The 14,550-nt window shown below is 56.9% G+C and carries 13 protein-coding genes and 1 pseudogene; 4 read left to right on the top strand and 10 right to left on the bottom strand.

What is annotated here, in order from left to right; genetic code table 11:
• Positions 1 to 88 precede the first annotated feature (88 nt).
• The 3 genes from A9G06_RS15570 to A9G06_RS15560 all read right to left on the bottom strand — a co-directional run bounded on the left by A9G06_RS15570 (position 89) and on the right by A9G06_RS15560 (position 3,472).
• Positions 89 to 1,084 (bottom strand): lipid A biosynthesis acyltransferase, encoded by a 996-nt coding sequence (locus A9G06_RS15570; protein WP_069555789.1) that lies wholly within the window; start codon positions 1,082 to 1,084, stop codon positions 89 to 91.
• 150 nt (positions 1,085 to 1,234) lie between these two features.
• On the bottom strand, positions 1,235 to 2,224 hold the full coding sequence (lpxM, locus tag A9G06_RS15565; protein ID WP_069555834.1) for a lauroyl-Kdo(2)-lipid IV(A) myristoyltransferase: 990 nt from the start codon (positions 2,222 to 2,224) through the stop codon (positions 1,235 to 1,237).
• Between the two features lie 255 nt (positions 2,225 to 2,479).
• Positions 2,480 to 3,472 carry a TDT family transporter gene (locus tag A9G06_RS15560; RefSeq protein WP_005333439.1) on the bottom strand — a complete coding sequence of 331 codons (993 nt, stop codon included), beginning with the start codon at positions 3,470 to 3,472 and terminating at the stop codon, positions 2,480 to 2,482.
• 102 nt (positions 3,473 to 3,574) lie between these two features.
• Between A9G06_RS15560 and A9G06_RS15555 the strand changes: the two genes are divergently transcribed.
• Positions 3,575 to 4,480, top strand: a complete 906-nt coding sequence (locus tag A9G06_RS15555; protein WP_069555788.1) for a LysR substrate-binding domain-containing protein — start codon at positions 3,575 to 3,577, stop codon at positions 4,478 to 4,480.
• 96 nt (positions 4,481 to 4,576) lie between these two features.
• Here the strand turns inward: A9G06_RS15555 and nfo are convergent, their stop codons facing one another.
• The 5 genes from nfo to A9G06_RS15530 all read right to left on the bottom strand — a co-directional run bounded on the left by nfo (position 4,577) and on the right by A9G06_RS15530 (position 10,018).
• A complete protein-coding gene (nfo, locus tag A9G06_RS15550; RefSeq protein ID WP_069555787.1) occupies positions 4,577 to 5,419 on the bottom strand; it encodes a deoxyribonuclease IV in 843 nt (280 codons plus the stop codon).
• Between the two features lie 318 nt (positions 5,420 to 5,737).
• Complete coding sequence (locus A9G06_RS15545; protein ID WP_005333445.1) at positions 5,738 to 6,067, bottom strand: YbaB/EbfC family nucleoid-associated protein; 330 nt, start codon at positions 6,065 to 6,067, stop codon at positions 5,738 to 5,740.
• 114 nt (positions 6,068 to 6,181) lie between these two features.
• The gene (gene dnaX / locus A9G06_RS15540) at positions 6,182 to 8,788 is read right to left on the bottom strand and encodes a DNA polymerase III subunit gamma/tau (RefSeq protein WP_069555786.1); all 2,607 of its coding nucleotides are present in this window, start codon (positions 8,786 to 8,788) and stop codon (positions 6,182 to 6,184) included.
• Between the two features lie 172 nt (positions 8,789 to 8,960).
• Positions 8,961 to 9,506 carry an adenine phosphoribosyltransferase gene (apt, locus tag A9G06_RS15535; protein ID WP_005333447.1) on the bottom strand — a complete coding sequence of 182 codons (546 nt, stop codon included), beginning with the start codon at positions 9,504 to 9,506 and terminating at the stop codon, positions 8,961 to 8,963.
• Positions 9,507 to 9,640: 134 nt separating this feature from the next.
• A complete protein-coding gene (locus tag A9G06_RS15530; protein ID WP_005352406.1) occupies positions 9,641 to 10,018 on the bottom strand; it encodes a YbaN family protein in 378 nt (125 codons plus the stop codon).
• A 123-nt stretch (positions 10,019 to 10,141) separates the two neighbouring features.
• Here A9G06_RS15530 and dusC point away from each other — a divergent pair, with 123 nt between their 5' ends.
• The 3 genes and pseudogenes from dusC to A9G06_RS15515 all read left to right on the top strand — a co-directional run bounded on the left by dusC (position 10,142) and on the right by A9G06_RS15515 (position 13,078).
• Positions 10,142 to 11,086 (top strand): tRNA dihydrouridine(16) synthase DusC, encoded by a 945-nt coding sequence (gene dusC / locus A9G06_RS15525; RefSeq protein WP_069555785.1) that lies wholly within the window; start codon positions 10,142 to 10,144, stop codon positions 11,084 to 11,086.
• 97 nt (positions 11,087 to 11,183) lie between these two features.
• A pseudogene (locus A9G06_RS15520) lies at positions 11,184 to 11,528 on the top strand (TraR/DksA family transcriptional regulator); the annotation flags it as partial.
• 44 nt (positions 11,529 to 11,572) lie between these two features.
• The gene (locus A9G06_RS15515) at positions 11,573 to 13,078 is read left to right on the top strand and encodes a recombinase family protein (RefSeq protein WP_083243807.1); all 1,506 of its coding nucleotides are present in this window, start codon (positions 11,573 to 11,575) and stop codon (positions 13,076 to 13,078) included.
• A gap of 58 nt (positions 13,079 to 13,136) precedes the next feature.
• Here A9G06_RS15515 and A9G06_RS15510 read toward each other — a convergent pair whose 3' ends face one another.
• The gene (locus tag A9G06_RS15510; protein ID WP_069555783.1) at positions 13,137 to 13,790 is read right to left on the bottom strand and encodes a recombinase family protein; all 654 of its coding nucleotides are present in this window, start codon (positions 13,788 to 13,790) and stop codon (positions 13,137 to 13,139) included.
• A gap of 377 nt (positions 13,791 to 14,167) precedes the next feature.
• Positions 14,168 to 14,485, bottom strand: a complete 318-nt coding sequence (locus tag A9G06_RS15505; RefSeq protein ID WP_069555782.1) for a hypothetical protein — start codon at positions 14,483 to 14,485, stop codon at positions 14,168 to 14,170.
• Positions 14,486 to 14,550 lie beyond the last annotated feature (65 nt).

Below are 14,550 nucleotides of genomic sequence, written 5' to 3'. Positions count from 1 at the left end.
CCACCCGTTCGCCTTAAAAACCACCAGCAGCAGGCCAAATACGAAAGGCGCCTGTACCAACAAAAATGGCCCGCATGCGGGCCAATTTTCAAGGTTCGGGCGGCAAGCCTTGACGAATACGCTGGATCCCCGCTTCATAGAGGCCGTCATCCCCCTCCTGATGCTCCAGGGTTTCGAAGATCTTGAGAAACCACATGTACTGCTCGGGATGACGTGCCACCTGCATCTCCACCACCCGGTTCATAGCGTTGACGTCAGCCAGCAGATCGGCGGTGGGATAAGGATCAAACGGCGGCTCGATCTCCAGCAGATAGCGTCCCTCATCCTCGTCATAGCTGGCAAAGATGGGCACGGCTCTGGCACCGGTCAGCTTCACCAGCTTGGGCAAGGCTGGCAGGGTTGCCTTGGGGCGGCCAAAGAAGGGAACAAACACACTCGCCTCGCGGCCGTGATCCTGATCCGGCAGATAGAAAAAGCTGGCGCCGGCGCGGATCGACTTGATCGCCGGTTTGATCCCGGCGCTGCGCTCGTACACTTTGCCCCCTTTGGCCCGCTCGCGATTGATGTACCAGTCGAACACCTGATCTTTCGGGCTCTTCATCATGGTGCACATCTCGATGCCCATCATGGAGAAGTAGCGGCCAATCATGTCGACCGCCCAGGTATGAGGCACCACCAGGATCACCGGGCGGCCCGCGGCTTGCTCCGCTTGCACATGCTCCCAGCCGGTGACCTTGATGCGGCGGGTCAGCCGCGCCTTGCTGCGCCAACTGAGCTCGCCAAAGCCCATAAAGGTCTTGAGACCGACCCGGATCGATTTGAGCAGCAGCGCCTGACGTGCGGCGGCATCCAGCTCGGGAAAGCAGATCTTGAGGTTGGTATCGGCGATATATGCCTGTTTTTTCGAGAAACGCAGCAGGGTCGGTGAGACCAGATCGGCAAAACGATCCCGCAGCCTCGCAGGAGTAAATGCCAAAAGGGAAAGCAGGCCCAGCGCACACCAGCTACCCCACCATTTGGGATGCAGCAGGCGGCTATGAAATGAGGTATCAAATACCGGATCTAACGCAGACATGGCGGCCATCAAGTCATCAAAAACAAACGGTTATTGTAGTGATCCTGACATTTTTTTCTACCCTGGGGAGGCTAGCCATCGACCAGCAAGGCACTGATCAGACGAGTTATCATAAAAAATGGCCCACCTGGGGCCATTTCAATCAACGCAAATTCTGGGTCAGCCGTGGGGCGACAATCCCTTGCGGATCCGCTGGATCCCCGCCTCGTAGAGGCCATCCAGCCCCTCCTGATCTTCACGGGTATCGAAGATCTTGAGGAACCACATGTATTGACCCGGATGGCGCATCAGCTGCTGTTGCACCATGTCATTCATACGACAGGTATCTGCCATCACATCCTCGGTGGGATAGTTGTCAAACGGTGCCTCAATCTCCAGCCGGTAGCAGTGGTTCGCTTCGTCATAGCAGGCGAGCAGCGGCACCGCCTTGGCGCCACTGACCTGTACGAGACGGGGCAAGGCAGGCAGGGTCGCTTTGGGATAGCCAAAGAAGGGGGCGAAGATGCTCTTCTCGCGGCCATGATCCTGATCCGGCAGATAGAAGAAGCTGCGACCGCTCTTGATGGTCCTGATCACTGCCTTGATCCCGGCGCTGCGCTCATAGACGCGGCAACCGTTCTTGGCTCGTGCACGGTTGAGGTGCCAATCAAACACCGGATTGCGCGCCCGTTTCATCATGGTGCACATCGGCACCCCGCGCTGGGTGAAGCAGTAACCGGCGGCATCCACCGGCCAGGTATGAGGCACTACCAGGATCACCGGACGACCGGCAGCCCGCTCCGCCTCGATATGCTCCCAACCGATCACCTGCATCCGGCTCATCAGATAACGCTGGCTGCGCATGGTGAACTCACCAAATCCCAACAGACTCTTGAGGCCGACCCGGATCGAGGTCAGTGCAATGGCATCCCGCTCTTCCGAGCTCTTGTCCGGGAAGCAGATCTCCAGATTGGTTCTGGCGATATAGATCTGTTTTTTCGAGATACGAAACACCAGCGGTGCCAAGGCTTCGGCCAAACGGTCGCGCAATCGCACCGGCACAAAGGCCAGCAGCATCAGCACACCGAGCGCCAACCAGCTGAACCAGTAGCGGGGATGCAGAAAACGGGCTTCAAAAGAGGAGTCAAATACGGGATCTTGGGACGACATGTATTGGGGTCGAGCGAAAAAGTGGTGTTGCATTGTAGTCGTCCTGACAGGTAATACCAGTTAAATCCATGGCAAATAGCCCGCCACAGACGCCACATCAAAAAACCATAAAAAAATGCCCCGCACTGCGGGGCATTTTGCTCGTTACACAACCAGAGTGGAGGCTCTTTGTCCATCCATCGTATGACTGGTCGTTTATCCCGTCGCTCTCGGAGCGCACTGCTTATCCATTTCCCGATGTCACATCGTCAAGATTTATCGGTGAGCACCCTGGCGGGCCATGCCGTTATTCATTTCGGTATCACGCTGCGGCAGAAAAAACATCAGGTAACGCAGTGCCACATACCCGACGATGACGGTAGCCACCCCCAGCTCGAAGTGGGCCAGCAGTCTGATCTGCTCGACGTAGTGACTCCCTTGCGCAAACCCTTCAACCAGATGAGCCACTTTGAACAGGGCGGTGGCACCGATCACCAGCGGGAAAGTGAAGGCAGCATAACCCGGCGAGAAGGGCAGACGCAGCAATTTGATGAAGGCCAGATAGATGATACCGGTCATCAGGATGGCGATCCCCAACAGCACGGCCACCAGCAGCAGTGACGGCTCCTGGCTGACGGTCAGATAACCGGCCAGAGAGAGGCTGGCAGGAGCCGCCAGAATGGCGATGGTCGGTTTGGCGGCATCCGGCACTTCATGGCTGAAGATCAGGCGATAGAGCATCAGCGGCAGCATCAGGCCATAGCAGATGATCCCGAACCAGAGCAGACCGTTGGCCAGCGGGGCAAACTGACCACCCGGGAAGGCGACGTCAGCCACGATGATCCCCACCGGCGGCACGAACCAGCTCGGCACCATGTGGTGGATTTCAAACTCTTTGGCGCGATGCCAGATAAAGGTGGCCAGGAACAGCAGGTGAACTGCCACGGCAAACAGCCAGAGGGCCTCGCCCGCTTGCGGCGCAATCATGCCGAGCGCTTTGGAGACCACCATGGTACCCATGGCATAGGTCGGTACCACACTACCCACCACAGGGTGAGCGAGATCCTGCAACAGCAGGCGGGGGTGAAGCAGAAACTTGAAGGTCAGGATCACCAGCAGCACGGCCGCAATGGCAGCGCCCAGCAGTTGCATCCGGCCATCGAAGTGACCGGCATTTTCCCAACACCAACCAAGGCTGGCGATGCCCAGCGCCAGACCCGCCATAGGGGTTGGGGCGGCAGCCAGTGATTTACGGGTTCTTGCGATCATGATGACACCTTTCTATTGATGACTATGGCGATAGGATAATGCCCCCTTATCGTTTACGATATCTAAATGAATTAAATCAATCATTCAGGAAAACCAAACACGATGAAACTGACCCTGCAGCAGCTGAAAGTGTTCGCCACCATTGCCCGCTATGGAAACCTTGGCCTTGCCGCCAACGAGCTCTGCCTGAGCAAGGGGGCCGTCTCCCAGTCGCTGCAGGAGCTGGAGCGCCAGCTCTCCACCCCGTTATTTGACCGCATTCACCCCAGATTGCAGCTCAACAACGAGGGGCGCCTGCTGCAACCAGCTGCTGAAGAGCTGCTGACCCGGATGCAGGATATCGAGAACCTGTTTAGCCCCGATGCCGAGCCTAGCGGCCAGCTGCGCCTTGGTGCCAGCCAGACCATCGGCAACTACCTGCTCCCCACCCTGCTCGCCAACAGCAAACAGGAGCTGGGACTCCCCCCCAAGGTGACCATCAACAACACTCACCTGCTCTGCCATGCGCTGGCCAACTTCGAGCTGGATATGGCACTGATCGAGGGGGAGAACCACCACCCCGACCTGCTCGCCGAACCCTGGCTGCAGGACGAGATGCTGGTGGTAGCCCCACCCGGTCACCCGCTTGCCAACAAGAAGGAGCTCTCCCTCTCCCGTCTGGGGGGCGAGACCTGGGTATTGCGTGAAGCACAATCGGGCAGCCGCGAGCAATTTATCCAGCAGATCCAGCCCGAGCTGCCCCGCTGGCAACCAGGGCTTGAACTCAACACCCTGGAGGCGGTGATGCTGGCGGTGGAGAAGGGGCTTGGCATCTCCTTTATCTCCCGGCTGGCAGCCTCGGATCGCCTGGCAGATGGGCGGCTGATCGCCCTGCCCCTCTCCCGTCGCTTCCCGCGCCAGCTCTCCCTTATCTGGCACAAGCAGAAGTACCACTCCACCTCCCTGCGCCACTTTATCCACTTCTGCCGGGCTCAGGTGAAGGATGCCGAGGTGAGCCGCGCAGAGTAACGCGCGCTCGGAGCGCCGCTGGCAGACCCGCCCGCCAATAACGGAAAAAGCAGAGAGGGAGCCACGGCTCCCTCTCTTTGATTCGCTTGCTCGGTATCACTGCGCCAGACTGCGCAACCAGCTGATCTCCTCGCCCCAGATGGACTCGTCTATGGTCTCGAGGATCAGCGGAATGCGATCGAAGCGATCATCATTCATGATGTGGTGGAATACTGCCTCTCCCAGATTGCCCTCCCGCAAGCTGTGATGGCGATCGACCCGGCTGCCGAAAGTGCACTTGGCGCCGTTGATATGCATCCCCTTGAGATAGTGAAAACCCACCGTACGGTCGAACTCGGCAAAGACGGCGGCACAGCTCTCGGCGGTGCGCAGATCGTAACCGGCGGCAAAGGCGTGGCAAGTATCGAAACAGATCCCGACCCGGCTCTTGTCCTCCACCCCCTCGATGATGGTGGCAAGGTGCTCGAACGACCAGCCGAGGTTGGTCCCCTGCCCTGCGGTATTCTCAATCACCGCCGTCACCCCTTCACTGCGCTCCAGCGCCCAGTTGATGGACTCGCTCACCAGTTTGAGGCTGGCCGCCTCTGGGATCTGCTTGAGATGGCTACCGGGGTGGAAGTTCAGATAACAGAGCCCCAGTTGCTCGCAACGCTTCATCTCGTCGAGAAACGCATCGCGGGATTTGGCCAGACCATCGGGATCCGGGTGGCCCAGATTGATGAGATAGCTGTCGTGGGGCAGGATCTGCTCCGGCAGAAAACCGGCCTTGTCACAAGCCGCCTTGAAGGCACGGATGGTGGCATCCGACAAGGGGGCCGCCTGCCACTGACGTTGATTCTTGGTAAAGAGGGCAAACGCGTTGGCCCCGATGGCCTGGGCGCGGGCGATGGTATTCTCCACCCCACCGGCCGCACTGACGTGGGCTCCAATATATTTCATACAATCTCCTCAATACGGCAAGCCGCCATTATGCCGATCCCGCCCAGCCACGCCAAACCGGGATATCCGATAGCGGGTATCGACAAATAGCGCTGCCTTGGCAAAGCGGCTGCGTTTCATGGCGCAATCGGCCTGCTCTGTAGCAACCTCTCCCCAGAAGGGATAGTTAGAGCCCGTCCACGCCAGCATGGCGCCCATAAAAAAACGCAGCGTATCGCCTGAGCAATAACGCTGCGTCTTTGGGTCTCTCGGCCGTCCCCCTTGCCGTGACCCGAATGGCCAGCGACAAGGGAGCAAGAATGCGCGGGGAGAGTCGCCTTAGAAGGGCATCTTGAAACCTGGCGGCAGTTGCATGCCACCAGTCAGCTCGCCCATCTTGGCCTTGTTCTGCTCTTCCACACGACGCACGGCATCGTTGCAAGCGGCGGCAACCAGATCTTCCAGCAGCTCCTTGTCATCTTCCATCAGGGAGGGGTCGATCTCGATGCGACGGACGCTGTGGCTACCGGTCATGGTGACCTTGACCATGCCAGCACCGGCTTCACCGGTCACTTCCATCTGAGCCAGCTGCTCCTGCGCTTTCTGCATACGCTCTTGCATCTGTTGGGCCTGTTTCATCAGGTTCCCCATTCCACCTTTACCAAACATATGTCGTCTCTCGTCTTGAAATCCGGCATCCAGCGCCGGGCTGTGGGCTTGTCTGTCCTAGATGGGGACAGCCAAACCGCTTTTCAACCGGAAGCAAGCTCCCGGCCACGGAATTTAGCGGTTGAGGGGCTCGATGCTCTCGTGATGGAGCACGGCACCAAACCGCTGAACTAAAAACTGCACGTTGGGATCCTGCTCCAGATCCCGGCTCACCTGCTCGCGTACCCCGAGATATAGGCGGTGTTCGATCTCAAGGGGGGTCTCCTGGTCGGGCACCACACCGAGAATTACCTCGACCTGTACCGGTTGCCCGAGCGCCGGGCTGATGATCTCGGCCAGATCGGCGCGCGCCTTGTCGCTCACCAGATGGCGCTGTTCGGGCTTGAGGGTCAGCAGTACCTTATCCCCTTCCCGCGTCATCACCGAATTGATGGCGAGCTGGCGCAACCGTCCCCCCACCTGAGTGTGGGCAATCAGTTCGGCCCAAGGGTCGCCACAACCATTGAGCAGTGACGAAGGGATAAGGCGGGTCGCCTCCCCTTCCTGTGGCTCCTCATCACTCTCGAGCTCATCCCAGTCGATGGTCTCCATCACTGGCTGGGCGGGCTCGCTCTGCGCCACAGGGGCAGCAGCCACCGCAGTGATCGCAACGGGCGCGACCGGCTGGGGCGCTGGGGCGGGCGTCACCGCAGGCGCAGTGGCGCTGCGCTCGCCGGGTCGATAGCTCGGCTGCCCGTCGAGATCCCAGGGGGGCAGATCGGTTGGCTGGGCCGGAGCCGTAACGGGAGCGTGACTCATGGCCGGAGTCTGCTCGACAAAGCTCTGATTGAGGTACTCTTCGTATTCCCCGTTGTCACCCTGCGGCTCGTAACCGTCGCCATAGAGATCCACCGGCGGCAGATCATCATAGTGACCCATCGCCGCCATCCCCTGCCCGGCCGGTTGGCTGACCGGTGCTGACGGTTGGGTAACGACCGGAGCGGCAGCGGGGGCGACGGGACGCGCAGGGGCAACCGGCACCGCGCGCGCAGCCGGCGCCGCCGGGGCATCCTGACCACGCTGGCGGCTGCGCAGCATGTTTCGCTTGCCCAGCAGGCTCTGCATGCTCGATACCGCTGAAACCGGTTCAGCAGCGGTAACAGGCGTTGCTGTCGGTTCGAGCGCGGGCTCGAAGGCGGCGGTCAGCGACTCGCCACGGGAATAGTCAGCATCGATTGCCGCATGCTCGCCAGCATCAGCGGGCTGTGCAGCTGAGTGCGCAAGTACATCGTGATGTACATTTGGCAAAGCGGGCTCGGGTTGATAACCCATGCCCGCAGCTTCGCGCATCAGCTCATCCTGCTGGCTGAACAGCTCGGCGGCTTGCGCCTCCTCCTCACTATCAGCGGGGTTGGCGGTGTCATCCACCATCGCGGACGCCATCGCCGACAGGGAGGCATCAGCCACTGGCGCAGCCGCGTTGGCGACAGGCGGGCTGGCTAGCGGTGCGGGCACGGCGCCGCTGATCGGTGCCAGTGCGGCCGATTCAGCGGCCGGGCGCTTTCCCGGCAAGGAGGCAACCGGGGTGGCGCTGCTCACTGCACTGCTCGCCATTGATGGAGGCAACGCGGTGAGGCTGGCCGGATGCAGGGCATCGCGCCTTGGCGAGAATGCGAGCATCCGCAGGCAGGTCATCTCCAGCGCAGTGCGGCCATCGGGGGCCCAGGGCAGATCTTTACGACCCCCCAGCACAATCTGGTAGCAGAGCTGCACCTCTTCCGGACTCATCGCCTTGGCCAGTTGCAGCAGGGAGTCGGCATCCGCCCCCTGCTCCTGCACGCTGGCAGGCAGCAGCTGCGCCATGGCGATGCGATGGAGCAAGCCCTCCAGCTCGGCGTGGAGCTGATCAAAATCGGGGCCCAGGGTAGCAATCTCGGTGATCTTGGCCATGGTTGCCGGGGCATCTTGCCGCAAAATGGCTTCCAGCAGCTGGTGCAGGTGGCGATGATCGAGCGTGCCCAGCATCGTCAGCACGCTCTCGAGACGCACGCTGCCGTTACCGTGAGCCAGTGCCTGATCGGTCAGGCTCAGGGCATCGCGCATACTGCCGTCGGCTGCTTTGGCCAGGGCCAGCAGCGCGCGTGGTTCGAAGGGTTGACCTTCCTGGTCCAGCACCCATTCGAGCTGCTTGGCGATTTGGGTCTGATCCAGACTCTTCAGATGAAACTGCAGGCAGCGTGAAAGGATGGTAATGGGCAGCTTCTGCGGATCCGTGGTGGCCAGCAGAAACTTCACATAGGGAGGCGGCTCTTCCAGGGTTTTCAGCAACGCGTTGAAGCTGTGGCGCGACAACATGTGCACTTCATCAATGAGGTAGACCTTGAAGCGGCCGCGGGCCGGGCGGTACTGCACGTTGTCGAGCAGCTCGCGGGTATCTTCTACCTTGGTGCGGGACGCCGCGTCAATCTCCAGCAGGTCGACAAAGTTGCCCTGATCGATCTCGCGGCAGGTATCACAGACACCACACGGGTGGCTGCTGATCCCCTGTTCGCAGTTGAGGCTCTTGGCCAGAATACGGGCGATGGTGGTCTTGCCGACCCCGCGGGTACCGCTCAGCAGATAGGCGTGATGCAGCCGTCCCTGATCCAGGGCGTTGGTCAAGGCGGTCAGCACATGTTGCTGGCCTACCACTTGTTCAAACGTATGGGGGCGCCATTTACGCGCCAGAACCTGATAGCTCATAAATCCATCATGCAGGGAAGACAAGGCATTGAGGCCGGATGCTAACACAAATGGCGGGCTGGCTGTATCGGCTATCGGTCAGAGCGGGAGGGATCGCTTGATTTTCAAACCGATGCCCGCAAGGGCATCGGTTCAATGCAGGCCCGATGCAGAGGATCAGGCCGAAGAGGCATTACTCGCCGGCCAGCTCGACCAGTGAGACCACCTTGATGCCAGCGGCAGTCAGGCGGGCATCGCCGCCCAGAGACGGCAGGGAGATGATGAAGGCCGCATCGGCCACTTCACCACCGGCACGGCGGATCAGCTTGACGGTCGCATCGACGGTACCGCCGGTCGCCAGCAGATCGTCCACGACCAGCACCTTGTCACCGGGCACGATGGCATCGGTGTGCAGTTGCAGGGTGTCGGTGCCGTACTCGAGGGCATAGGACTCCTCGATCACTTCGCGCGGCAGCTTGCCCGGCTTGCGGACCGGCACGAAGCCCAGTCCCATGGCGAAAGCGACCGGTGCACCAAAGATGAAGCCGCGGGCTTCGGTGCCAACAATCTTGGTGATCCCTTGATCACGATAATGATTGGCCAGCAGATCGATGGTGGCCTTGAAGGCCTCGGCGTTCTCGATCAGGCTGGTGATGTCACGAAACAGAATGCCCGGCTTCGGATAGTCGGGAATGGTCTTGATGCTTGCTTCGATAAATTTCAGGGTTTCCGGATTCATGTGTTGACCGCTTATTTTTTTGACCCAGGGGTGGCCATTTTTTCTCAATTCCCTTCTGCGGGAAATAAAAAAGCCTGTCACGCAAAAATGACAGGCCGACTCCATAGCATTATTGCTGCAATAGCTTAGGGACTTCACTTCACCATTGCAACTGGCTCCAGCACCGGCAGACGCATTAACCAGGTGAGCAGGATCACCATTATGACAACCAGCAGCCCCTTGACCCACAGCAGTGGCACCACCGCCAGCGACACCGAAAAGGTGAGCAAAATGAAGATAATGGCGCGCCGTCTGGCCTGACGACGAATTCCGCGATACTGCTGCCAATCCACGATGGGCGGGCCAAACCAGGGATGGGTCAGCAACCAGCGATGAAAACGGGGCGACGAGCGGGCAAACAGGGCGGCAGCCAGCAACATGAAGGGGGTAGTCGGCAAGAGCGGCAGCACAATGCCCACGATACCGGTGGCAAATGCCAGCCACCCGAGCGCCATCAGACACCAACGCTTCATTCCTTCTCCTTGCGTGATTTATCTCCCTCTAGCCTAACAGAGTTTGAGCGGGTGCTGACAGCGGGCCGCAACCCCACTACAATCTGCCCTCTTTTTTCTTGCCACTCTCGTCGGAAAGCCGTTATGCGCGTTATTTTGGCCCCCATGCAGGGGGTACTGGATCACCTGATGCGGGAGGTACTCACCTCCGTCAATGATTACGATCTCTGCGTGAGCGAGTTTATCCGGGTCGTCGATCAGCTGCTACCCGCCAAGGTGTTCTACCGCCTCTGCCCTGAACTGCTGCAAGATGGCAAAACCCGCGCAGGCACCCCGGTGCGGGTACAACTGCTGGGGCAACACCCCGAGTGGCTGGCCGAGAACGCCGTGCGCGCCATCGAGCTGGGCTCCCCCGGCGTCGATCTCAACTTCGGCTGTCCCGCCCCTACGGTCAACAAGAGCAAGGGCGGTGCGGTGCTGCTCAAAGAGCCCGAGACCATCTACCGCATCGTCAAGGCGGTGCGCGAGGCCGTGCCCGCCCATCTGCCGGTGAGCGCAAAAATTCGTCTCGGTTACGATGACAAGGAGCTCTATCTGGAGAACGCTCAGGCGGTCCTCCAGGGGGGCGCCAACGAGCTGGCCGTTCATGCCCGCACCAAGCGCGAAGGGTACAAGGCCCCCGCCCACTGGGAATATGTGGACGCCATTCGCCGCGCCCTGCCCATCCCCGTCACTGCCAACGGCGAGATTTGGGATCATAAAGATGCCCTCACCTGCGCCAGGGTCTCGGGTTGCGATGCCCTGATGGTCGGACGCGGCGCCGTCTCCCTGCCCAATCTGGCCAACGTGATGAAAACCGGCTGCCCGCACATGAGCTGGGTCGAGGTGCTGCAGTTGATGGTGAGCTATACCGAGCAGGATCTGGCCAGTGAAAAAGCCGACTACTACCCCAGCCGCATCAAACAGTGGTTCAGCTACCTCAAGCGGGAATATCCCGAAGCAGACCTGCTGTTTCAGGAGATCCGGGTGCTCAAAGAGACGGATCCGATCCGCGATGCCCTGCTGCAAGCAGCCAAAAGCCACGGCTAACCACCTTTAACTTGACGCATATCATCTTGATAGAGTTATCGGATCCCTATACTGCCCCGAATCTGTCGTCTGTCCTGTGGGGGATAATGTGTGTGAAATGACGCAAGCACAGTTGACTGTCTGGCGTAATCGCCTGCTGTCAGACTGGGCCCAAGTACGAGAAACGCTGATCGGTCAGCTCAAAGCCTGCCGCCGTGACGAGTGGGCCGAACAGGTCGGTCACTGCGAGCAGGATCAACTGGTGGAACTGACCAGCCGGCTGGATCTGCCGAAGGTTGAGCAGAGCGTGGCTCGCCTCAAGCGGATCGATGCGGCACTCTGCCAGATGGATCTCGGCCTCTATGGCCTCTGCTCCGATTGTGAAGAGCCGCTTTCCATCGAACAGCTGGAACAGGATCCGACCCTGCAACGCTGCCCGCGCTGTGAAACCCGTTATCGCAAAGTGTTACAATCAAAAGCACACACATCCGAAGAGATCTACAGATTGTGGGCCGAGAAGAACGAACCAAAGATAAATCAATAGCTTACTCATACATCCGACTGAGTTCCAAGCAACAAATCAAAGGTGATGGAGCAAGACGGCAGATTGAAGCTGCCGAGCTGTATTGCAAGCAACATGGTCTAACACTCTCATCCAAGACATTCCGCGATCTGGGCATTTCTGCTTATAAAGAAGTGGATCGCCCTTCCCTTTCAGATCTTCATCAGTGTATTGCCAACGGCACGATTAAAGCTGGTGATGTTGTCATTCTTGAAAAGTTAGATCGTCTGAGTCGTCAAGGCATCGTCAAGACGCAGGCAATGCTTCAAGAGATATTGTCTCAAGGTGTTGTAGTAGTCAGCCTGATGGATGGGCTTGTGCTTGATCGTGATTCACTAAACGACCTGACATTAGTGATCCGAATCGCTGTAGCTAGTGACATTGCCTATAAAGAATCTCTGGCTAAATCTCAACGCATACAAGCGAACAAAGACGCGGCCAGAGAGAAAGCAAAACAGGGCGTTGCAATCCCTCGCAAGCTGCCATTTTGGCTGTCGTTAATTGATGGAAAGTATCAGTTCAATGATCGCCTCCCCGTGCTGAAAACGATCATCGATATGAAAGGTGATGGTGCGTCACTCGCTAAAATTGCGGGCTATCTGAACAGCTCTGGTATTCCCACTGCTAATCATAACGGTGTCTGGAACCCGAGCACTCTCCGCGATGTGATAGCAAATCCTTGTCTGTATGGGACCCATCAAGTCAGAGTGAAAGTCCAGGGCAAGTATCAGCCGAGCGAGTTGATCAATGATTATTACCCTGCGGTAATCAGCTTTTCAGAGTATCAAGAGCTTAACAGTCGAGCAGTTCAACGCCCCGCTGGCAGAAGTGAAACGAATCACATTAGTGGGTTGGTTTACTGCGAGCACTGCGGCAAGAAGATGGCAGCAAAGAGCCGCAAGAATAAAACTGGCAAGGTCACTTACTACTACTGCCGATACGCACTCTTGGAAAGCTGTGAGCACAAGGCACACGTCCGAGACCTACATAGCCATGTGATTGATAATGCCAATCGTCTCGAAATCAAACAGACGATCAAAGACGACAAACGCGCTAACGAAATTTTGATCGAGTTGAGTCAGATCGATAACAGAGTCCGAGAGCTATCTGAATCACTGGCAAGCATGACAAGTACAATCGCCACGACTGCTGTTATCAGTGCCCTCTCCTCTCTCGAAGAACAGAAGAAGGCGCTAATCGCAGAACAAAAGCAATCAATGCCGATTGCTGCTGACGCTGTTAAAACACTGCTGACGCTGGTGGATGATCCCAAGCAGTTCAACATCCAGTTAAAGAAGATTGTTCGCGAGATCAGAGTTAGTCAAAGCGGCAAGGGTCATATCGTCAGCGTGAAGCGACACGATGGACACAAGATTGTTTTTCATACCAATGGTGCATTCACCACTGATACCAAGCAATTCTTGAGCGAGATTAGAGAACTCAACCAATAGGCCGCGAAGCGGCCTTTTTCATGCCCGTTTGACAGGCTGGATACGGGGATAAACGGGCTCATAGCCCGAGTCGCTGCACAACTCTCTGGCACGTTGTGATGCTGAACTCCGATCCTCTAGCAGTCTTGATACCACGAGCATACAGACTCTCGGCCATGCGCTTGAGACTGTAGCCATTTCTACGCATTTCAGCAAACTCCGCTCTTAAACCCTCTGCTCGCTCGTCTGCGGCTGCTTTAGTGGCTTCAACTCTCGATTCGCGATCCCCTTTATATCCACCCAGCTTAACGCCACGCGCTTTCGCTTGCTGCAATGCGGCTTTTGTACGCTGAGATATGAACTCTCGTTCCTGCTCTGCTAACGCTGCATACAGATGAATCTGGAACTTATCAGCGAACGGCAGACAAGCGATTCGAACGTCCACCAGCTTGATGACATGCGCCACTGTTTCAACGTCACGACTCAAGCGATCCACTTTAGCAACAAGAAGCGTTGCGCCAGTTTGTTTGCATAACTCGACAGCGGATTTCAAAGTAGGACGATCATTCAGATTGCCTTTACCGGAACGAACGTCAACGAACGTTTCAAGCACTTCATGATCACCAGCATAGTGGGACAGAAACAGATCTGTGTCGCGCTGCTGTGCCTCTAACCCGAGTCCGCTTTCTCCCTGCCCTTTTGTACTCACTCGATGATAAACAACTACTTTCATTGTCAAGTTATTCCGGGCTGTTATTGATTCAATATGAACATGATAACAGGAGGCCATAGGCATTCAACATATTACATCGCTCGTTGTTGATGTGTATGACGTAAGAATAGGCAAAAGTTGACAGGCATTTTGGCCTATGATCCGAAATCACTAAGAAAGGTGAGAGATAACGTCCTAGTTTCATATTGCATCGAGCATGATTACCACTAACTTTGATCATGTTTGAAAAGTTACACTAAAATACTTATTTCATGTTCGAACGATATATATGACTCGATTTTAAAATAAGTATTTTAGTGTAACTTTTTAGAAGGTGATCAATGACCACCTCCAATCGGCAATGAAAAATCGTGATTATTCCACATGCTAACTGATTTTCACCGCTCTTTAGGCAGCGGCATTTTATCGTATGTGTTCATGTTCTTTTTCACCAACCGGAATATTTCAGATAACAGTCTAAGATCCACCACTGGCTCATTTTTGAAATCAGTAACTAGGCAATTATTCGCCGAGACCTCAGCGCGATACATATAGCCCTTGTGGAATATCACCATATTAATCTCATGCCATGTAATTGGGATAACTACTGTCGTTTTATTAAACCGTTTATCGGCTCGGTATTTCTTGAATCGCTCAACAATAGATGTGCACCAATTTTTCATGATGCGGAATGGATTTTTAATTATAAATTTCATGTTAACTCCTGATAATTATTGATAGGGGGGCCATTGTATTGATGACATTATGACTACAACACAGC

It is taken from the genome of Aeromonas sp. DNP9, from assembly GCF_001728955.1.
Taxonomy (GTDB): Bacteria; Pseudomonadota; Gammaproteobacteria; order Enterobacterales; family Aeromonadaceae; genus Aeromonas; species Aeromonas veronii.
Note: the sequence above shows the minus strand (reverse complement) of the source record. Positions and strands in the feature narration are given on the sequence as shown.